The sequence below is a fragment of the Rhodococcus sp. BS-15 genome, from assembly GCF_000813105.1.
GTDB lineage: Bacteria > Actinomycetota > Actinomycetes > Mycobacteriales > Mycobacteriaceae > Rhodococcoides.
This window is the reverse complement of the sequence record NZ_BAOX01000067.1, coordinates 1-19,688: the sequence shown is the minus strand read 5'-3', so window position 1 is coordinate 19,688 and position 19,688 is coordinate 1. Positions and strand designations below refer to the sequence as shown.

The 19,688-nt window shown below is 65.0% G+C and carries 18 protein-coding genes and 3 pseudogenes; 12 read left to right on the top strand and 9 right to left on the bottom strand.

Features of this window, described 5'->3' with window-relative positions; all coding sequences use genetic code 11:
- On the bottom strand, nucleotides 1–631 hold a 631-nt coding region (locus tag RHBS_RS10785), incomplete at its 3' end, for a wax ester/triacylglycerol synthase family O-acyltransferase (RefSeq protein ID WP_237669151.1).
- 57 nt (nucleotides 632–688) lie between these two features.
- On the opposite strand from RHBS_RS10785, the gene RHBS_RS10780 reads away from it, so the two are divergent.
- The gene (locus tag RHBS_RS10780) at nucleotides 689–856 is read left to right on the top strand and encodes a DUF4177 domain-containing protein (RefSeq protein WP_121872042.1); all 168 of its coding nucleotides are present in this window, start codon (nucleotides 689–691) and stop codon (nucleotides 854–856) included.
- Nucleotides 857–862: 6 nt separating this feature from the next.
- Nucleotides 863–1,321: a RidA family protein gene (locus tag RHBS_RS10775; RefSeq protein WP_121872043.1), complete on the top strand. Its 459-nt coding sequence runs from the start codon at nucleotides 863–865 to the stop codon at nucleotides 1,319–1,321.
- 5 nt (nucleotides 1,322–1,326) lie between these two features.
- Here the strand turns inward: RHBS_RS10775 and RHBS_RS10770 are convergent, their stop codons facing one another.
- Both RHBS_RS10770 and RHBS_RS10765 read right to left on the bottom strand, forming a co-directional pair.
- On the bottom strand, nucleotides 1,327–2,703 hold the full coding sequence (locus tag RHBS_RS10770; RefSeq protein WP_121872044.1) for a wax ester/triacylglycerol synthase domain-containing protein: 1,377 nt from the start codon (nucleotides 2,701–2,703) through the stop codon (nucleotides 1,327–1,329).
- Nucleotides 2,690–3,568: a Gfo/Idh/MocA family protein gene (locus tag RHBS_RS10765; RefSeq protein ID WP_121872045.1), complete on the bottom strand. Its 879-nt coding sequence runs from the start codon at nucleotides 3,566–3,568 to the stop codon at nucleotides 2,690–2,692. The genes RHBS_RS10770 and RHBS_RS10765 overlap by 14 nt, the downstream gene beginning before the upstream one ends.
- 58 nt (nucleotides 3,569–3,626) lie before the next feature.
- On the opposite strand from RHBS_RS10765, the pseudogene RHBS_RS10760 reads away from it, so the two are divergent.
- A pseudogene (locus tag RHBS_RS10760) lies at nucleotides 3,627–4,417 on the top strand (MBL fold metallo-hydrolase).
- A 27-nt stretch (nucleotides 4,418–4,444) separates the two neighbouring features.
- Here RHBS_RS10760 and RHBS_RS10755 read toward each other — a convergent pair.
- Both RHBS_RS10755 and RHBS_RS10750 read right to left on the bottom strand, forming a co-directional pair.
- Entirely contained in the window at nucleotides 4,445–5,119 is a 675-nt protein-coding gene (locus RHBS_RS10755; RefSeq protein ID WP_027494494.1) for a Crp/Fnr family transcriptional regulator, read from the bottom strand.
- Nucleotides 5,120–5,386: 267 nt separating this feature from the next.
- Nucleotides 5,387–5,656: a hypothetical protein gene (locus RHBS_RS10750; RefSeq protein WP_121872047.1), complete on the bottom strand. Its 270-nt coding sequence runs from the start codon at nucleotides 5,654–5,656 to the stop codon at nucleotides 5,387–5,389.
- Nucleotides 5,657–5,829: 173 nt separating this feature from the next.
- On the opposite strand from RHBS_RS10750, the gene nth reads away from it, so the two are divergent.
- From nth to marP, 4 genes are read left to right on the top strand one after another with little or no spacing between them, the layout of a single operon-like run.
- The gene (gene nth, locus RHBS_RS10745) at nucleotides 5,830–6,516 is read left to right on the top strand and encodes an endonuclease III (RefSeq protein ID WP_237669152.1); all 687 of its coding nucleotides are present in this window, start codon (nucleotides 5,830–5,832) and stop codon (nucleotides 6,514–6,516) included.
- Entirely contained in the window at nucleotides 6,513–7,178 is a 666-nt protein-coding gene (locus RHBS_RS10740; RefSeq protein WP_374700573.1) for a TlpA family protein disulfide reductase, read from the top strand. Before nth ends, RHBS_RS10740 begins: the two co-directional genes overlap by 4 nt.
- Before the next feature lie 23 nt (nucleotides 7,179–7,201).
- Nucleotides 7,202–7,888, top strand: coding sequence for a CoA pyrophosphatase (locus RHBS_RS10735; RefSeq protein WP_128645534.1), 687 nt, complete (start codon nucleotides 7,202–7,204; stop codon nucleotides 7,886–7,888).
- A complete protein-coding gene (marP, locus tag RHBS_RS10730; RefSeq protein ID WP_121872049.1) occupies nucleotides 7,885–9,075 on the top strand; it encodes an acid resistance serine protease MarP in 1,191 nt (396 codons plus the stop codon). The genes RHBS_RS10735 and marP overlap by 4 nt, the downstream gene beginning before the upstream one ends.
- Here marP and RHBS_RS10725 read toward each other — a convergent pair.
- Nucleotides 9,072–10,004 carry an alpha/beta fold hydrolase gene (locus RHBS_RS10725; protein ID WP_121872050.1) on the bottom strand — a complete coding sequence of 311 codons (933 nt, stop codon included), beginning with the start codon at nucleotides 10,002–10,004 and terminating at the stop codon, nucleotides 9,072–9,074. The genes marP and RHBS_RS10725 overlap by 4 nt on opposite strands.
- 21 nt (nucleotides 10,005–10,025) lie before the next feature.
- Nucleotides 10,026–10,520 carry a phage holin family protein gene (locus RHBS_RS10720; RefSeq protein WP_121872051.1) on the bottom strand — a complete coding sequence of 165 codons (495 nt, stop codon included), beginning with the start codon at nucleotides 10,518–10,520 and terminating at the stop codon, nucleotides 10,026–10,028.
- Between the two features lie 247 nt (nucleotides 10,521–10,767).
- Between RHBS_RS10720 and RHBS_RS10715 the strand changes: the two genes are divergently transcribed.
- Nucleotides 10,768–12,138 (top strand): MFS transporter, encoded by a 1,371-nt coding sequence (locus RHBS_RS10715; RefSeq protein WP_183130363.1) that lies wholly within the window; start codon nucleotides 10,768–10,770, stop codon nucleotides 12,136–12,138.
- A gap of 67 nt (nucleotides 12,139–12,205) precedes the next feature.
- On the opposite strand, the pseudogene acs reads toward RHBS_RS10715, so the two are convergent.
- Nucleotides 12,206–14,148: pseudogene (acs, locus tag RHBS_RS10710) on the bottom strand (acetate--CoA ligase).
- 444 nt (nucleotides 14,149–14,592) lie between these two features.
- On the opposite strand from acs, the gene RHBS_RS10705 reads away from it, so the two are divergent.
- The gene (locus RHBS_RS10705) at nucleotides 14,593–16,215 is read left to right on the top strand and encodes an ABC transporter substrate-binding protein (RefSeq protein WP_237669150.1); all 1,623 of its coding nucleotides are present in this window, start codon (nucleotides 14,593–14,595) and stop codon (nucleotides 16,213–16,215) included.
- 147 nt (nucleotides 16,216–16,362) lie between these two features.
- Nucleotides 16,363–17,286, top strand: coding sequence for an ABC transporter permease (locus tag RHBS_RS10700; protein WP_121872052.1), 924 nt, complete (start codon nucleotides 16,363–16,365; stop codon nucleotides 17,284–17,286).
- On the opposite strand, the gene RHBS_RS30410 is transcribed toward RHBS_RS10700, so the two are convergent.
- Entirely contained in the window at nucleotides 17,267–17,479 is a 213-nt protein-coding gene (locus tag RHBS_RS30410) for a hypothetical protein (RefSeq protein ID WP_237669153.1), read from the bottom strand. The genes RHBS_RS10700 and RHBS_RS30410 overlap by 20 nt on opposite strands.
- Here RHBS_RS30410 and RHBS_RS10695 point away from each other — a divergent pair.
- A pseudogene (locus RHBS_RS10695) lies at nucleotides 17,381–18,215 on the top strand (ABC transporter permease). The gene RHBS_RS30410 and the pseudogene RHBS_RS10695 sit on opposite strands and share 99 nt — an antisense overlap.
- A 1-nt stretch (nucleotide 18,216) precedes the next feature.
- The coding region (locus RHBS_RS10690; protein WP_145977503.1) for an ABC transporter ATP-binding protein at nucleotides 18,217–19,688 on the top strand (1,472 nt) is incomplete at its 3' end.

Here is a 19,688-nt window from a genome sequence, read left to right as displayed (position 1 = left end):
CCCCCGGTAGGCGCGAATCGCTCGGCGGGCCTCCCACCGCGATCGCACGAGATCCACCGGTGCCCGAACCACAGCACCGAGAACGCCGACGACGGGGTTCTCCCGCTCGGGATCGGTCTCCGAAGACGCTGCCGCACCTGTCGCGGACGACGGCTCGAACAAGTGCGCGAACCATCTTCGACACGCCCAGCCCATCGGTCAGAGCATGCCCGACCTGCAGTATCACCACCGTGACCGGACCCTGCATCAACGGAGCAGAACCGATTCCACGCACCACGTACAGGTGCCAGGAGTGTTCTCGGAGATCGAGACGGGTGCGGAGCAGGTCGCCCATCAAGGTCTCGAAATCGGCCCAGGACGCACCGCCGAGATCGTGATCGGACATCCGTTCGGCCAGCGGGGAGGTATCGGGTACCCATCGCGGATAGTCCAGATTCAGCGGTGCCTCCCGAAGCCGCAGTCTCAGGCCGGGAACGAGGGGCGCACGGGCCTCCATGTGCGCGACGATCTCGTCGAACGAGGGCGCGGCGCGATCGACCGAGTCGAACGCAGTCAGGGAGAACTGGTCTCGAGAATCACCGCGGTCGCGCGCGAAGTGATAGATGGCGTCCTTGATATCGAGCCGATCCATGCAACGACTGTAGTTCCGGCACCGCGGGGGCGGAACCGAACGATAGGCTCATCAGTCATGAGCGAAAAGACCATCTGGGAATACTTCACCGCACCTGTTCTGATTCACGCCACCAAGCAGATCCTCGACAACTACGGCTCCGAGGGTTGGGAGCTCGTCACAATCATGGCGGGACCCAACGGCGGCGACACGTTGGTCGCGTACTTCAAGCGCCCGAAGGCCTGAGCGGCCGTGGCGAAGTGGAGCGAACGACTGTCCGAGCTGGGCATCGAGCTGCCCGACGTCGTACCGCCGCTGGCGGCCTACGTCCCGGCGGTGCAGGTGGGCTCGCTCGTCCACACCTCCGGCCAGTTGCCGATCGTGGACGGAAACCTCACGTCCGCGGGCAAGGTCGGCGGCGACGTCACCGCTGAGGACGCCACCGCAGCGGCACGCATCTGCGCCCTGAACGCGCTCGCCGCCGTGCACGCGCTCGTCGGCATCGATTCGGTGGCCCGGGTGATCAAGGCGGTCGGCTTCGTCGCCTCCGCACCGGGATTCACCGGTCAGCCCGGGGTGATCAACGGGGCGTCGAACGTCATCGGTGAGATCTTCGGCGATGCAGGCAAGCATGCGCGCTCGGCCGTGGGTGTCGCCGAATTGCCCCTCGGTGCTTCGGTGGAAGTGGAGCTCATCGTCGAACTGCAGTAGTCGAGTTAACGGTCGTGCAGCGCTGAGCAGGTCTCCTCGATCGCCGTTCGTAGAGTCTCGACATAGCCGGCGTGGTCGGGAACCGTTGTAGGGCAGGCTGTTACGCAGACCGTCACGACATCGCCGTACCCGTAGACTGCGTGGCTCAGGCTGCAGCCGGGACCGAGTGAGGCCGTTCCTGCGAACAGTCTCGCCCGATTCGACCCCAGTTCGAGGGTCAAGCTCGTCCGGTTCACGCTGGACACCGTGGTGTGTGTGGTCGTGCGTTCGGGCATTCCGGTGCGCTGAGCAGCGAGCCGGGTTCGGCGCCCGAAACCGATCAGCAGAGCGGCTGGGTAGCCCTCGGCGGAGCGGGTGGCGTCGACGTGACGGCGATCGTTCACGTGAGCCCGTTGGGGTGTCATTGCGCGCGAGACGGCGTATGCCCGCTCCGTCGCGTCGGTCAGCTGCGGGTGCAGAGCGACGGCAGTGGGAATCGTGCGATTGATGGCCGGCCACTCCACCGACGTATCCAGTGCGGCGGGAACCAGCGCACGGAGATGCTCCACAGCTTCCTCTCCGTGCATCCCGAGGTGTTCACGCAAGGCTGCACCCACTGCGGTGAGTGCGGTGACCGTGACGGTCGCGGTGCCGCTGGTCCATCGATCTTTCGGGAATTGCAATATGTGTACGGCTCGGGTGCCGTCCGGGTGTGCATTGAGGTAAGTGGTCTGCACCGGCTGCGGCGCGAAAATCTCACCCGTGGCGACGGCGGCCGAGTATCCACGCTGCGACCGACGCATCGTCTTCTGCGAGCGCAGCCAGCGGACCGGAAGAAGCAGCAGACCTCGGAGTGCATCGCGTATCGGGCGCGGACGTGACACCGCAGGGTCGTCGGCGAAATGCACGTTCTCCGTCAACTCGTCCGGCCCGAACAGAGCTCGCGCGATGCCCGTGCCGACGGACCCATCGGACAGGGCGTGACTGATCTGAACGACCACCACCGTGGCCACGCCGCGCACGCCCTCGATCGACGGTGCCCCACGGCCGACGTGGACGGTCCACGCGCGGTCGGTTGCATCGATCGGAACGGTGGACAGCTCGGCCAGAAAGGATTCCAACGTGTGCCGGCCGTCCGCCAGATCATGATCGACCACGTGGTCGCGAACGGGCAGCGGATCGTTCACCCACCGGGGGTGCTCGAGCTGGCCGAGCGCCTCGCAGATGCGGATCTTCAATCTCGGAACGCGTCGCGCACGTCGTTCGAGATGCGCCACGACGTCCTCGAAGCTCGGCGCTTCCGCAGCGTCCGAGTCGAACACGATCGTCATGTACTGGTCCATCGAACGATGCGGCGCGGAGACGTAGTGGAACATCGCGTCTTTGACGTCAATCGTGGTCATCGAATCGGGGTGCCCACTTACGCGCCCCGTCAATCACCTTCTGCAGGTGCAGTCCTCGGTGTACCGAGCATTCGTGATCGACACCCTTGTCGACCGACTCGAGGAATTCGTCCAGCAGGACGGCGAAGCAGTCGGTCGACGAGGTCGATCGGTCGGTGAGAGTGGCGACGCCGTCGGTGCCGCTGAGTTCGATTCGCATCAGGGACGGCATGATCGGCGTCCGCACCGACAAGTGCACCGTGCTGCGGGCTCCGCCCTCGTGCTCGAGCACCACGGTCCAACTGTCCGCCGCCACCTCGCGGTGTGAATAGGCAACGTGTGCAATGGTTCCCAGTGCGGCGTCGAGCAGGTCGAACACGTGTGGCCCGATGTCGAGGATCGCCCCGTCGTCGTGTCGCCACTGCGAGTTCGCGTACGCCCCGCCGAGGACGGCACCGGAGAACCAGGTTCCCGAGCCCGCTGCCCACGGTCGCCCGGCGACCGCGTCGAGGAATTGCCTTGTCTCTGGGGCGAACCGGAGAGTCAGCGTCACCATCGAGCGCACGCCTGCAGCCGTCACTGCCGAGGCGAGTTCCTCGGCCTCGGCCACCGTTGCGGCAATCGGCTTGTCCAACAACACATGTTTGCCCGCCTGCACCGCGCGGAGCGCGTACCCGGCCTGCACGGCCGGTGGTACCGCGAAGGCAACCGCGTCGACCGCACCCAGCAGGGCATCGAACGATTCGAAGACCGGTGCCCCCATCTCGGCCGCCGCCTCGGGCCGTCGGGCCCACACTCCGGCGAAGTCGACGCCGGGATGAGCGAGCAACGAGGGGGCTTGAGTCTTGTGAGCCCAGGGGCCCGCTCCGACGAGTCCGATCTTCATAGGTGTCGACGGTAGTCCGCATGGACAGCGCCTGGGGCCGGCGACCTACAGTATTTCAATGGCCGTTTCTAACCCCCAGCATCCCGCGTACGGATTACTCCGGCAGGTGACGCCCACTGCGTCGGTTCTGCTCGCCGACAACCCGGGCAAGATGACGCTCGACGGAACGAACACCTGGATTCTGCAGGCACCGGGGTCCGAGGAGTGCATCGTCGTCGATCCGGGGCCGAAGGACCGAGCCCATCTCGACGCCGTCGCCGCGTCGGGCACGGTGGTGCTGACCCTGGTGACGCATCGCCACGCCGATCACACCGGTGGCTGAAGCGTTTTCACCGAAAGACGGCGGCCCCGGTGCGCGCGGTCGGGGAGAAGTTCCTGCACGGGGACGGCGTGAGCCTGGCCCACGGAGAGGTCATCGAGGCCGCCGGGCTTCGGATCGAAGTTCTGCACACGCCCGGTCACACCGCGGATTCGGTGAGTTTCGTGCTGGACGACGCGATCCTGACGGGAGACACGATCCTCGGCCGCGGCACCACGGTCCTGGACCCGAAGGACGGCTCGCTCGCGGATTATCTGCAGTCGTTGGACCGGCTCGAAGCAGCCGGAGCAGGGAAGACCGTGCTTCCCGGTCACGGGCCGGAGTTGCCGGACACCGCCGAGGTGGCGCGAGCGTATCGCGCCCACCGTCGGCAGCGGCTGGATCAGGTTCGCTCGGCGCTCGCCGAGCTCGGCGAGAACGCGAAACCGATGCAGGTGGTACGGCACGTCTATGCGGACGTGGACAAGAAGTTGTGGCCGGCTGCGCGGATGTCGGTCAAGACGCAGCTGGCCTACCTCCGCGAGAGCTAGCGAGCTGCTGTCTCGACGGAACTCGGCCTAGCGAGCTCGGCGTGCCAGACGCTCGGAGTCCGAGATCAGCACGGACTTGCCTTCGAGGCGCAGCCATCCGCGGTGTGCGAAGTCGGCCAGTGCCTTGTTGACGGTCTCACGAGAGGCACCGACGAGCTGAGCGATCTCTTCCTGCGTCAGGTCGTGGGTGACGCGCAGCGAGCCCGCTTCCTGGGTGCCGAAGCGCTGTGCCAGCTGCAGCAGCGCCTTCGCCACGCGTCCGGGGACGTCGGTGAAGATGAGGTCGGCCAGGTTGTTGTTGGTGCGACGCAACCGGCGGGCCAGTACGCGCAGCAACTGCTCGGCGATCTCGGGGCGCTGGTCTATCCAGTCCTTGAGTGCCGCTCGGTCCATGCTGACCGCGCGCACCTCGGTGACCGTGGTGGCCGAGGACGTACGGGGGCCGGGGTCGAAGATCGACAGCTCGCCGAACATGTCCGACGGTCCCATGATCGTCAGCAGGTTCTCGCGGCCGTCGGGGGAGCGTCGCCCGAGCTTGATCTTGCCGGAAACGATGATGTAGAGCCGGTCTCCGGGCTCACCCTCGTTGAACACCACGTGTCCACGGGGGAAATCGACAGGCTGCAGCTGCTTCGTCAGTGCCGCAACCGCAGAGGGTTCGACTCCTTGGAAGATGCCGGCCCGTGCCAGGACGTCGTCCACTTGCGCTCCTTTTGGGATGTCGGTGACGCGGCAACCCGCACCACCGAACGCGTTTGTACACAGTTCGTGCCATGCACCGAACTGCGGTGCAGTTCAGGCGTCGACGTCGATCCGATGATCAAACACAACAATTACCTCAGGGGAGTCTACTTCGAGTCGGTGGAAACCGAGTGATCGACGCCACCACAGGTTGCCAGAGGTCTCGGGCGTGTGTTCCCGTTCACCCGAAATTCACCGAAATTACGACCAATGGGACAAAACGTGCGTTCAGCTGGCGCGTTGGTCGACCATGCCGTCGCGCGTGTCGACGGTCCGCGGCGGGGTCTGGCGGCGCTTGCGGGTGTTGAATCGGGCCAATGCATGCGGGAAGCCCTCGTTCGCCAGAGTGGCGACCTCGGACTTGCTCGCCTGATCCAGGAACTCCTGCACTTCCTGCTCCCGGACGCCGAGCTTGCTGAGCCGGAACTCGACGCGTTCCATCGCGAGTGCGAAGAGCATGAGTAGTACCGGAAAGAGCACCACGGCGAGTCCTTGCATACCGGCCAGTTAACACCGAAAAGGTCTCGATACAAACACAGCCCACTGCTGCCGCGAGGAACGTTACTCATTCTTGTCCGTACAGTTGTGGAGTGGATTCGACAGCTCCGAAACGCCCCGACGTGCGCAAACGCGAGGAGACTCACCTCGGGCTCGTGCGCCGGGCTCGGCGGATGAACCGGACGTTGAGCACTGCCTTCCCGCATGTGTACTGCGAACTGGACTTCACCACGCCCCTCGAACTCGCCGTTGCGACCATCCTGTCCGCGCAGTGCACCGACAAGCGCGTCAACATGGTCACCCCGGCACTGTTCGTGAAATACCGCACAGCCCGCGACTACGCAGAGGCCGACCGCGCCGAGCTCGAGGAGTACATCCGCACCACGGGGTTCTACCGCAACAAGGCGAACTCGCTGATCGGCCTCGGACAGAAGTTGGTTGAGAATTTCGACGGCGAGGTGCCGGCGACGCTGAAGGATCTCGTCACGCTTCCCGGGATCGGCCGCAAGACTGCCAACGTGGTGCTCGGTAATGCCTTCGACGTTCCGGGAATCACCGTCGACACGCACTTCGGACGGCTCGTTCGGCGCTGGCAGTGGACCGAAGAGCAGGACCCGGTCAAGGTCGAGCACGCCGTCGGCGCACTCATCGAACGCAAGGAGTGGACGCTGCTCTCGCATCGAGTCATCTTTCACGGTCGACGCGTCTGCCACGCTCGTACGCCCGCATGTGGGGTGTGCGTCCTCGCCAAGGACTGCCCCTCCTTCGGGGCCGGTCCGACCGACCCCGCCGCCGCGGCCGCGCTGGTGAAGGGCCCGGAAACCGATCACCTCCTCGCCCTCGCCGGAATCGTGTCGTGAACAAGTCTGCTCTGCGGTGGTCACTGGTCGCTCTGATCCTGGTGGTCGGGATGGTCTACGCGCTGTGGCCCCGCAACGACGCCGCACCCACCGCCCAGCCCATGGACTCTCCCGGCCTCGGGCAACGAGCGCCGGGGACGGACGAACGTCGCGCAGTCGACACGCTCGAGGCCCTCGCACCACTGAGGCAGGACGCCGGTCTCGCGGGATGTCCGACGCCGTCGGGAACGTCAGCCGGCCCGCTGACGGGCATCACACTCGAATGCATCGGCGACGGTTCGTACGTCGACCTCGGCCAGGCACTCGCGGGCCGCCCGGCCCTGCTCAACATCTGGGCGTACTGGTGCGGGCCGTGTGCCGAAGAGCTGCCCTACCTGCAGCAATACGCCGAACGAGCCGGCGAGAAGATCGAGGTCTTGACGGTCCACAACGACGCCAACGAGGCCAACGGTCTGACGCGGCTCACCGACTACGGCATCACTCTGCCTGGAGTTCAGGACGGCGCAGGCCGCGTCGTCGCCGCCGTGGGAGCACCGAACGTGCTTCCCGTTTCCGTTTTGATATCTGCGGATGGCACTGTCGCCAAGGTGCTGCCACAACCCTTCCGGAGCGTCGACGACATCGCCGACGCCGTTCGCGTGAACCTCGGGGTCGATTCGTGAGTGCACCCGACTGGCTCGGGCGGATGCTCGACGTCGCAGGCAGGGCGGGCGGACTGACCGACACCACCGGCATCAACCCGGTGCTACAGCGTCAAGCGCCGCCGTCCGACCGGCCGCGATCCGCCGCTGTGTTGGTGTTGTTCGGCGGACCTGCCGACGCCGATCCCGGTGCGCCCGGCGGACTGCCCGCCGACGCCGACGTCCTGCTGACCCAGCGTGCGTCGACTCTGCGAGATCACAGCGGACAAATCGCGTTCCCCGGTGGGGCGACCGACCCGGGCGACGACGGCCCGATCGGTACGGCACTGCGCGAGGCGCAGGAGGAAACCGGACTCGATCCGGCGGGCGTCGTGCCACTGGCGACGATGCCCGGCATCTACGTTCCGCCGTCGCGCTTCGACGTGGTTCCGGTGCTCTCGTACTGGAAGCAGCCGACCCCGGTGCGCGTCGTCGATCCAGGCGAGACCGAGCGAGTGGTGCGAGTTCCGTTGCGCGAGTTGCTCGATCCGGACAATCGCTTCCAGGTGCGCCACCCGGCGGGCTACCAGGGGCCGGCGTTCGCTGTGCAGGGAATGCTGGTGTGGGGCTTCACGGGCGGTATCCTGGCGGGTCTGCTGGCTGTATCGGGCTGGGAGCCCGAGTGGGACTCGGGGGACGTACGCGATCTGGAGGCCAGCTTGACTGCGGTAGGAGCGAGGCTCGATCGGTGACAGGTTCAGGGTGGGTCGATATCGCGGTGGTTGCCATCGCACTGCTGGCGGCGTCGTCGGGATGGCGGCAGGGGGCGGTGGCGTCGGCGCTGGCGTTTCTCGGTGTCGTTCTCGGTGCCGTCGCCGGAATTCTGGTGGCGCCGCACGTGCTCGAACACGTCGACGGTTCGCGAACGCGGGTGTTCGTCGGAATCGCACTGATCGTGGTGTTGGTGATCGTCGGTGAGGTGGCCGGCATGGTTCTCGGGCGGGCACTGCGTAGCGGAATCCATTCGCGCGGAGCACGATCCGTCGACAGCACCATCGGTGCCGGGTTGCAGGCCGCAGCCGTTCTCGCGGCCGCGTGGCTGCTCGCCATCCCACTGACGTCGTCCTCGCAGCCCGAGGTCGCCAGTGCGGTCCGCGGCTCGACGGTCCTGGGCAAAGTCGACGAGGTGGCACCCGACTGGTTGCGGCAGGTACCCGAGGAATTCTCGGCGTTGCTCGATACGTCCGGGCTCCCCGACGTCATCGGACCGTTCGGACGCACCCCGGTCGCGAACGTCGCCGCACCCGATTCCGGGATCGCAGCGGGACCGATTCCGGTGCAACTGCAATCGAGCGTCATCAAGATCAACGGCATCGCGCCGAGCTGCCAGAAGGCGCTGGAAGGTTCGGGCTTCGTCGTCGGATCGGATCTGGTGATGACCAACGCGCACGTCGTCGCAGGCACGTCCGAGGTGACCGTCGATTCGCCGAACGGACCTCTGGCGGCCGACGTCGTGTTGTTCGACCCCGAAGAAGATGTTGCCGTGCTTCGGGTTTCGCAGCTCCAGGCCCCGGTGCTGCCGTTTGCGCCTGCACCGGCCGAATCCGGAACGGACGCCATCGTGCTCGGCTATCCCGGCGGCGGACCGTACACGGCGAGCCCGGCGCGCATCCGCGAGATCATCAACCTGAGCGGACCGGACATCTACCGCACGGGCACCGTCCAACGCGAGGTGTACACCGTCCGCGGATCGGTGCGGCAGGGCAACTCCGGTGGACCGCTGGTCAACTCGTCCGGAGAGGTACTCGGAGTCGTGTTCGGTGCCGCCGTCGACGACCCCGACACCGGATTCGTGCTGACGGCGACGGAGATCGCGGACGAACTTGCGCAGAGTTTCGATGCCCCGGTGCCGGTCGCCACGGGCGACTGCATCGTCTAGCTCTCGCGCACGACCCGCAGAATCTCCTCGGACACCACGTCGGGTGCTTCCTGGTGCACGTAATGCCCCACGTCCCGCACCGTTCGACGCGTCAGCCCCGGTGCCCAGTGTCGATCTCTGTCGAGGGTGGTGGGCAGCACATACGGGTCGAGGTCGCCGCTGATCTGCGCGACGGGGATCGAGGTGCGTACGTCCACGGCGTCCATGAAGCGGCGGCCCTCGGCACGGAACTGGCTGCGGAACGCCCAGCGCTGATATTCGAGTGCGCAGTGCGCGGCACCCGGAATTCGGATGGCCGACCGCATCTTTGCCGTGGTGTCCGAGAAATCCTCGGTGCCCTGCCACGCGGACCCGGCGCGGCTGCTCATCAGCTCTTCCACCGCGATGCCGCCTCGACGCGTCAGCAGTCTCTCGGGGCGCAACGGAACCTGGTAGCGAACGAAGTGTGGCAGCAGGGCAGCGCGCTGCGCGGAGTCCTTCAACACGGAGCGACGTAGCGAGATGGGATGCGGGGCGTTGATCAGCACCATCGAACGCACCAGGCGGGGGTGGAGCGCAACACTGGCCCAGCAGACGAGACCGCCGTCTGCATGGCCGACGAACGTGGCGTGCGGATAACCCAGGGCGCGAACCAGTCCGACGATGTCGCCGGCGAGGGTCCACCCGTCGTATCCGCGTGGAGGCTTGTCGGAGTCACCGTATCCGCGCAGGTCGACGGCGATGGCGCGGACACCCGAGCGCGTAAGCGCCTCGAGTTGGTGTCGCCACGAGTACCAGAAGTCGGCGAAGCCGTGCAGCAGAACCACCAGCGGTGCGTCCGGAGCGTGTTCGCCGACCTCCACGATGTGGAACCGGATTCCGTTGGCGTGGATGTCGCGATGGATCCACTGTCCCGGATATCGGACCGTGGACGGATCGGGCTGATTCATACTGCTCGATTCGCCGGGCTACTACTTCTTGTAGCCGGGAACTCCGGGGATGGAATCGTGCTGGTTCGGCAGCACCGTCGACGCCTGCTTGAGCGAGTCGATGGTCTTCTCGGGCTTGCGCAGCTTCTTGACCCTGCGGTAGCCCAGGAATCCGAACAGCGCCGCGGCCAACACCATGAATACGAACACGATGAGGAAGGCGGCCCAACGGTAGAGCCACACATCGAGCAGCTCTGCGGCGAAGAAGAAGAAGAAGAAGGAGCTGAACAGCAGCACCGTCAACGCGATGATGAAGAAGACGCTGCCCTGCAGACCCTTCTTGACCTCGCCGGTGACCTCGGCCTTGGCGAGGGCGACTTCGGCGCGCACGAGCGTCGAGACCTGAGTGGTGGCGTCCTTGACGAGATTTCCGATGCTGGCGCTACCAGGGGTGCGGGCATCGACATCGGTCAGAGGTATCGACGAAATCGTGTTCGGGACGCCGTTTCCGTATCCCTTGTCATTGCTGACGCTCAACTCTCGACCCCTTGTAATCGCTCTGCTCGGTGTTGTGCGGAAGATCGTATCGACAGTAGTGCCTAGGTAGCAGATTAACTGTTTCCTGTATGCCGAGCGACGCCCGGCTGTCGTGGACGGGTACCTCCGCGTCCGCGCGGGCAAACACGAGAATGTTGCACGAACCGGCAACGAACAGCCCCGGGCCGTGAAATTCTCAGGTGTTCATCAGGTAATTTGCAGGGAACTTCCCCCTTCAGGAGCATTCGTGAGTTCAGCACACGCCGTCGCCCCCGACGGCGCAATTCCCGCACCCCAGGTGCCGCGGTCACGCATCGTGATCGCCTCGATGGTCGGCACGTCCATCGAGTTCTTCGACTTCTACATCTATGCCACCGCCGCAGTGCTCGTCTTCCCCCGTCTGTTCTTCCCGGCGGGCAACGACACCACCGCGCTGCTGGCGTCGTTCGCGACCTTCGGCCTCGCCTTCGTCGCGCGACCCATCGGGTCGATTCTGTTCGGCCACTTCGGCGATCGCATCGGCCGCAAGGCGACCCTCGTCGGGTCCCTGCTCACGATGGGTGTCGCGACGTTCGCGATCGGACTGTTGCCGACGTACGCCGCGGTGGGCCTGTGGGCTCCGGCGCTGCTGGCGATCATGCGCTTCACCCAGGGCGTCGGTCTCGGCGGCGAGTGGAGCGGTGCAGCGTTGCTGGCGACCGAAACCGCCAAGCCGGGCAAGCGAGCCTGGGCGGCGATGTACCCGCAGCTGGGCGCACCCATCGGGTTCTTCTTCGCCAACGGCATCTTCCTGCTCATCGTCATCGCGACGGGCTACGACTCGGTCAACTCCGGCGCCGACCATGCGTTCCTCACCTGGGGCTGGCGAATTCCGTTCCTGCTCAGCGCCGTCATGGTCATCATCGGCCTGTACGTCCGGCTCAAGCTAGAGGAGACGCCGGTGTTCAAGCTGGCCGTCGAGCGCGGCCAGAAGGTCAAGACTCCGCTCGCGCAGGTGTTCAAGACCAGTTGGCGTCAGCTGATCATCGGAACGTTCGTCATGCTCGCCACCTACACGCTGTTCTACATCATGACCACGTGGGTGGTCAGCTACGGAACGGGCCAGGTGTCCGACGTCAACGGCCCGAAGCTCGCCATTCCGTACACCGACTTCCTGGAGCTGCAGCTCATCGCGGTGCTGTTCTTCGCGGCGCTGATTCCGGTGGCCGGGCTGCTGGCCGACAAGTACGGCCGTCGTCCCACGCTGATCGTCATCACCACGGCGATCGTGCTGTTCGGTCTGTCGTTCCACTGGTTCGCAGATCCGGCGTCCGCCTCGGCGGGCAAGATGCTGGTGTTCATGTGCGTCGGCCTCGGACTGATGGGCCTGACCTTCGGCCCGATGAGTGCCGTTCTGCCCGAACTGTTTCCGACGAACGTGCGCTACACGGGCTCGGGAATCTCGTACAACACCGCGTCGATCCTCGGTGCCGCAGTGGCACCGTTCATCGCCACCTGGCTGGTGAGTTCCTACGGCGTCGGCTGGGTGGGCGTGTACCTCGCCATCGCTGCGACGTTGACGCTGATCGCCCTGCTGATCATGAAGGAAACACGGGATCAGTCGCTCGACAGCGTGTAGTGCGCGGCGCGCAGTGGTGTGAATAAGTGCCTCAGGGGGCACTTGTTCACACCACTGCCGCAGGCACTCAGCGACCCTTCTTGATCGCCTCGAATACCTTCGGGTCGACGAGGGTGGAAACGTCGCCGAGTTCGCGGCCCTCGGCCACGTCGCGCAGCAGGCGGCGCATGATCTTGCCCGAACGCGTTTTCGGCAACTCCGGCACGATGGAGATCTCGCGTGGCTTGGCGATCGGCGAAATCTCTTTGGAGACCTGTGCTTTGAGTTCCGCGATCAACGCGTCGCCGGTGTTCTCCTCGCCGGCCCGCAGGATGACGAACGCGACGATGCCCTGACCGGTGGTGTCGTCGGCGGCACCGACCACCGCGGCCTCGGCGACACTATGATGGGTGACCAGTGCCGATTCCACCTCGGAGGTGGAGATGCGGTGGCCGGAGACGTTCATGACGTCGTCGACGCGGCCGAGGACCCACAGGGCACCGTCCTCGTCGTACTTGGCACCGTCACCGGCGAAGTACCAGCCTTCCTCGGCGTAACGCGACCAGTAGGTGTCCTTGTAGCGGTCCATGTCGCCCCAGATGCCGCGCAGCATCGACGGCCACGGCTCGTCGAGCACGAGATATCCGTTGCCGCCGTTGCCCAGTGGCTTGGCGTCGTCGTCGACGATCTTGGCGGAGATACCGGGCAGCGGGGCCATCGCGGAGCCGGGCTTGGTGGCGGTGACGCCGGGCAGCGGGGAGATCATGATCGCGCCGGTCTCGGTCTGCCACCAGGTGTCGACGATCGGGGCGGTTCCGCCGCCGACGACGTCGCGGAACCAGCGCCACGCCTCGGGTTGATCGGCTCGCCGACGGAGCCGAGCAGACGGATCGAGGTCAGATCGTGCGCCTCCGGAATGTCCTTGCCCCACTTCATGAACGTACGAACGAGGGTGGGGGAGGTGTAGTAGATCGAGACCTTGTACTTCTCGATGACGTTCCAATGCCGGTGCTCGTCGGGCGAATTGGGCGTTCCCTCGTAGACGACCTGCGTCGCGCGATTCGAGAGCGGACCGTAGACGATGTAGGAGTGCCCGGTGACCCAGCCGATGTCGGCGGTGCACCAGTAGACGTCTTTGCCTGCCTTGTGGTCGAAGACGTTGTGGTGGGTGTACGAGGTCTGCGTCAGGTAGCCGCCGGAGGTGTGGATGATGCCCTTGGGCTTACCCGTCGTACCGGAGGTGTACAGGATGAAGAGGGGATGCTCGGCCGGGAACGGCTGCGCTTCATGGTCTTTCGACGCCTTCGCGACGGTCTCGTGCCACCACAGGTCGCGTCCCTCGGTCCACGCGACGTCGGAGTCGGTGCGCTTGACGACGAGGACGTGTTCGATCGAGGCGGCTCCGTCGACGGCCTCGTCGACGGTGTCCTTGATGGGGGCGGGCTTGCCGCGTCGCCACTGGCCGTCGGTGGTGATGACGAGTTTGGCTTCGGCGTCGTCGATGCGTGAGCGCAGTGCGGTGGCGGAGAAGCCGGCGAAGACGACCGAGTGGGTCAGTCCGAGGCGAGCGCAGGCGAGCATCGAGACGATGGCCTCGGGGATCATGGGCATGTAGATCGCGACACGGTCGCCGGAGACGAGGCCGAGTTCGGTCAGGGTGTTGGCGGCCTGGCTGACGTCGGCGAGCAGATCGGCGTAGGTGACGTCGCGGCTGTCGCCGGGCTCGCCTTCCCAGTGGATTGCCACCTGGTCGCCGTGTCCGTCGATGACGTGGCGGTCGACGCAGTTGTAGGCGACGTTGAGCTCTCCGTCGGCGAACCACTTGGCCACGGGGGCGTCGGACCAGTCGAGCACCTCGGTGAACGGGGTGTGCCAGTGGAGCCGGCGAGCCTGCTCGGCCCAGAACCCGAGTCGATCCTTTTCCGCGGAGGCGTAGAGGTCGGCTCCGGCGTTCGCCGCAGCCGTGAACTCGGCCGAGGGTGCGTAGGAGGCAACCACGGTCTCGTCGGTTCCAGAGGTACTGGTCGTCATCTCGAATAGCTCACTTTCGTCCGGTGCATTTCGCTCATGAAACTGCACTTCCGTGCCGGTCTCGAGCCCCTTGTGAGGGTAGTCACATGTGATGGCAATCGCACCGTTGCAATCGCCTGCAACCCCCTGATCTGCGGTGATCGGTAGTTTCTGCACGCTGGGCGGTAATCGGGGCCATCGGTGTGAGCCCGTGGCGACACCGATGTCCGAACTGTGAGAAATCGACTTGCCGAAACGTTTCGATCATGTTTCCGGCTTACTCACGGGTCAGCAAAATCTGGGGGAGTTCACATGTTCGTTTCAGGATGTGTCTAAAGTCCATCCCATCAGATCGTTGGAACGGCCCACCTGCCGTGCCATGCGGTCGCCCACGAATCCCCGGGCGTCGCGCCCGAGGAACTGAGCACGGATGACCCCGTGTTCACATCTGGATGGAGGATTTTCTTGCGTATCAAACGTGCCGCGGTCGTCACCACGGCTGTGCTGATGAGTGCGAGCCTGCTCGCCGCCTGTGGTGGCGGAGGCTCGAGCTCCGGTGGCAGTGGAGACGGGATCTACAGCATCTACATCGCCGAGCCGGAGAACCCGCTGGTTCCCGGTAACACTACCGAGAGCGAAGGCAGCCAGGTCCTCGAGGCGCTCTTCACTCCGCTGGTCACGTTCAACGACGAGGACAACAGCGTCGAGTACAACGGCGTTGCCGAGTCCGTCGAATCCGAGGACAACACCACCTGGACCGTCAAGCTCAAGGACGGCTGGACGTTCCACGACGGCACGCCCGTCACCGCCGAGTCCTACACCAAGGCGTGGAGCTACAACGCGTTGAGCACCAACGCATTCGGTGCGTCCTACTTCTTCGAGAACATCGAAGGCTACGCAGATCTGCAGGGCAGCGAGACCGCCGAGCCCACCGCGACCGACCTGAGTGGCCTGAACGTCGTCGACGACACGACCTTCACCGTCCAGCTCACCGGACCGTTCGCCATCTTCCCGCTGACGCTCGGCTACACCGCGTTCGATCCGCTGCCCGAGGCGTTCTACGCCGACCCCGACGCTTTCGGCGCTCGCCCGATCGGTAACGGCCCGTTCAAGGCCGACGAGGACTTCGTTCCCGGACAGGGATTCACCGTCACCAAGTACGACGATTACGCAGGCGACAATGCGGCACAGTCCGCAGGCGTCAACTTCAAGGTCTACACCGAGGTGAGCACCGGCTACAACGACGTTCAGGGTGGCGGACTCGACGTCATGCTCGACCTCCCCGAGGACGCGTGGGCCACCGCTCGCGATACGTTCGGTGACCGGTACGGCGAGCGCGCTCGCCCGGACATCACCTCACTCGGCTTCCCGACGTACGATCCGCGCTTCCAGGATCCGAACGTGCGCAAGGCATTCTCGATGGCCATCGATCGCCAGGCCATCGCGACCGCGATCTTCACCGATACCCGTACTCCGGCAGACTCTTTCGCCTCTCCCGTGGTCGAGGGCTACCGCGAGGACGCTTGTGGAGCCAACTGCGAGCTCAACCCGGACGAGGCCAACCGTCTGCTCGACGAGGCCGGATTCGACCGCAGCCAGCCGGTGGACCTGTGGTTCAACGCCGGTGCGGGCCACGATCCGTGGATGACCGCGGTGGGCAACCAGTTGCGCGACAACCTGGGCGTGAACTACGCGCTGCGTGGCGACCTCCAGTTCGCGCAGTACCTGCCGCTGCAGGACGCTCAGGGCATGACCGGACCCTTCCGCTCGGGTTGGATCATGGACTACCCGTCGATCTACAACTTCCTCAGCCCGCTGTACTCGGTGTCGGCCTTGCCGCCGGCCGGCAGCAACGCCACCTTCTTCAACGACCCGGCATTCGACGCCGCTCTGGTAGAAGGCAACAACGCCGAGGACATCGACGCTGCTACCGAGGACTACCAGAAGGCCGAGGACATCCTGATCGATCAGATGCCCGCGACCCCGCTGTTCTACGGCCTGAACCAGGCCGTGTGGTCCGACCGCGTCTCCGACGTCAAGATCGACAACCGAGGCAACATCATCCTCGAGGACGTCGTAGTCAGCTGACGATGCACCCAGGTGGGTGGCAGCCAAGCGTGATCGGTTGTCACCCACCGGGTCCCGTTCAACCGTGGGTCGTAACCGTCCCACACCGACCTGCGCCGGCAAGACCCGAGGCGCAGGTTCGTCCCTTGTTCAAGGAGAAGACACACAGTGGGTCGCTACATCACTCGCCGATTACTGCTGACGATTCCCGTCCTGATCGGCTCCTCGTTCTTGATCTTCGCGATGGTCTACGCGCTGCCGGGTGATCCCATCCGCGCCCTCGCTGGAGATCGCCCCCTCGCCCCCGGCGTCGTCGCCCAGCTGCGCGACGAGTTCAACCTCGACGACAACCTCTTCGTGCAGTACTTCAAGTACATCGGTGGCTTCTTCCAAGGCGACTTCGGTACCGACTTCTCCGGACGCCCCGTCCTCGACACCATCGAGCGGGCACTTCCGGTCACGGTCCGATTGACCATCGTGGCCGTCGTCATCGAGACCATCATGGGTATCGCCGCAGGCGTGCTCGCCGCCCTCAAGCGCGGATCCTTCTTCGACAACCTGGTGCTCATCTCGACGACGCTGCTGGTGTCGGTGCCGGTGTTCGTTCTCGGCTTCATCGCCCAGTTCACCCTCGGTCTCAAGTTGGGGCTCTTCCCGATCTCCGGCATCAACGACGGCTGGTCGAGTTACCTGCTTCCCGGATTGGTGCTCGCATCGCTGTCGATGGCGTACGTGGCTCGTCTGACGCGCACCTCGGTGGCCGAATCGATGGCCGCGGACTACATCCGCACCGCGAAGTCGAAGGGAATCAGCAACCGGCGCATCATCGTTCGCCATGCGTTGCGCAACTCGCTGATTCCTGTCGTCACCTTCATCGGTGCCGATGTCGGTGGCCTGCTCGGCGGGGCCATCGTGACCGAGACGGTGTTCAACCTGCCCGGTCTCGGCCGCGCGATCTACGACGGCCTGGCCCGCCAGGAAGGTGCCGTCGTCGTCGGCATCGTGACGCTCTTCGTGTTCTTCTACATCTTCTTCAACCTCGTGGTGGACGTTCTCTACGCGGTACTCGATCCTAGGATTCGCTATGAATAAAGAAGATTCGAGCGCAGCTCAGCACGCCGCAGACGAGGGCCAGCCCGGCAACGTCGCCACCGGTGAGGCCGTCGAGCTGGTCGGTCAGGCCAGCCTGTGGGGCAACGCGTGGAAGTTTCTGCGCAAGAGCCCGTTCTTCATCATCGGCACGTTCCTGCTGCTGGTGCTGCTGGTGATGGCGGTGTTCCCGCAACTGTTCGCCCGCGGCATCGACCGCGAGTGTGCTCTCTGTCGAATTCCGGTCAGAAACCCAGTGCAGCACACTGGTTCGGTACCGACATCCAGGCTGCGACTACTACGCCAACGTCATCTACGGTGCGCGCATCTCGCTGTCCATCGGTGTGCTCTCGGTGATCGGCGTACTGATCATCGGCGTTCTGATCGGTGCTCTCGCCGGCTACTTCGGCGGTGCGATCGACAGCGTCCTGGCGCGCTTCACCGACGTGTTCTTCGGAATTCCGCTGCTGCTCGGTGCCCTGATCCTGCTCACCGTCACCGCCCAGCGCACCATCTTCACCGTGTCGTTGGCCCTGGTGGCCTTCGGCTGGATGACGGCGATGCGCCTGGTGCGATCGTCGGTGATCTCGATCAAGAACAGTGAATACGTCCAGGCGGCACAGGCATTGGGAGCGTCGACCTACCGCATTCTGGTGCGACACATCCTTCCCAACGCGCTGGCTCCGGTGATCATCTACGCCACCATCTCGGTGGGTACGTTCATCGCGGCCGAGGCGACGCTGACGTTCCTCGGAATCGGATTGCAGGCGCCCGAGATCTCCTGGGGCCTACAGATCAACCTCGGTCAGGCCAGGTTCCTCACGGCACCGCACCTGGTGCTGTTCCCGGCCGCGTTCCTCTCCGTCACGGTGCTCGCGTTCATCATGCTCGGTGACGCACTCCGTGACGCACTCGATCCGAAACGGAACTGACATGGGCATCCAGAAGGACAAGGTCCTGACCGTCACCGATCTGACGGTCGAGTTCGAGGTCGAGAAGGTATGGCGCAAGGCCGTCGACAGCGTCTCGTTCACTGTCGCCTCCGGCGAGGTGTTGGCCATCGTCGGCGAATCCGGATCCGGTAAGTCGACCACCGCGATGGCCATTCCCGGTCTGCTGGCCGATAATTCGCGGGTGTCGGGCAGCATCAAGCTCGGCGAGAAGGAACTGGTCGGGCTGCCCGAGAAGCAGCTCGCACCCATTCGTGGCAAGAACGTCGCGGTGATCTTCCAGGAGCCCATGACGGCGCTCAATCCGGTGTATTCGATCGGCTGGCAGATCACCGAGGCCATCCGGGCGCACACCTCGCTGTCGAAGAAGGAAGCGAAGGCGCGGGCCGTCGAGCTCCTCAAGCTCGTCGAGATGCCGGATCCGGAAACGCGGGTGAACTTCTACCCGCACCAGCTCTCCGGTGGTCAGCGTCAGCGCGCCATGATCGCCCAGGCGCTGTCCTCGGACCCGTCACTGCTGATCGCGGACGAGCCGACCACCGCCCTGGACGTGACGGTGCAGGCCGAGATTCTCGACCTGATGCGCGATCTGCGAAATCGCATCGACGCCTCCATCGTGCTGATCACCCACGACATGGGTGTGGTGGCAGACATGGCCGACCGCATCGCGGTGATGAAGGACGGCGTCATCGTCGAAACAGACGCTGCGCGAACCATATTCAAGAATGCATCGCATCCGTACACGCAGCAGTTGCTCGCCTCGGTTCCGCACCTGGGCAGCAGCATCGAGGCCGTGACCGCCGGGAAGATCGCCGAGCCAAGTGCCGTCGAGGAGACCCGGGCCCTGAGCATCGTCGACGGTGTCATCGAGTACCCGGGCCGCACCGTGTTCCGGGCCGTCGACGGGGTCAGCCTCGATATCGAGATGGGTGAGGTGGTCGGTCTCGTCGGTGAGTCCGGCTCGGGCAAGTCCACGATCGGCAAGGCCGTGGTGGGGCTGAACAAGCTGACCGGCGGCTCGTTGTCGATCGCGGGTGTCGATATCACCAACCTGTCTAATCGCGAACTGCGTTCGGTGCGAAGCAAGGTCGGCATCGTGTTCCAGGATCCGGGTTCGTCGCTGAACCCGCGCTGGCCGATCGGACAGTCGATTGCCGAGCCGATGCTGTTGCACACCGAGCACAGTGCTGCAGACCGAAATCGAAAGGTCGAGGAATTGCTCGACCGCGTCCACCTGTCGCGGACCATGCGTAACCGCTACCCGCACCAGTTGTCCGGTGGGCAGCGTCAGCGCGTCGGTATCGCTCGTGCATTGGCGCTGGAGCCGACGCTGTTGGTGGCCGACGAACCGACGTCAGCACTCGACGTGTCGGTACAGGCCAAGGTGCTCGAGCTGTTCAAGGAACTGCAGCGTGAGTACGGTTTCGCGTGCTTGTTCATCAGTCACGACCTCGC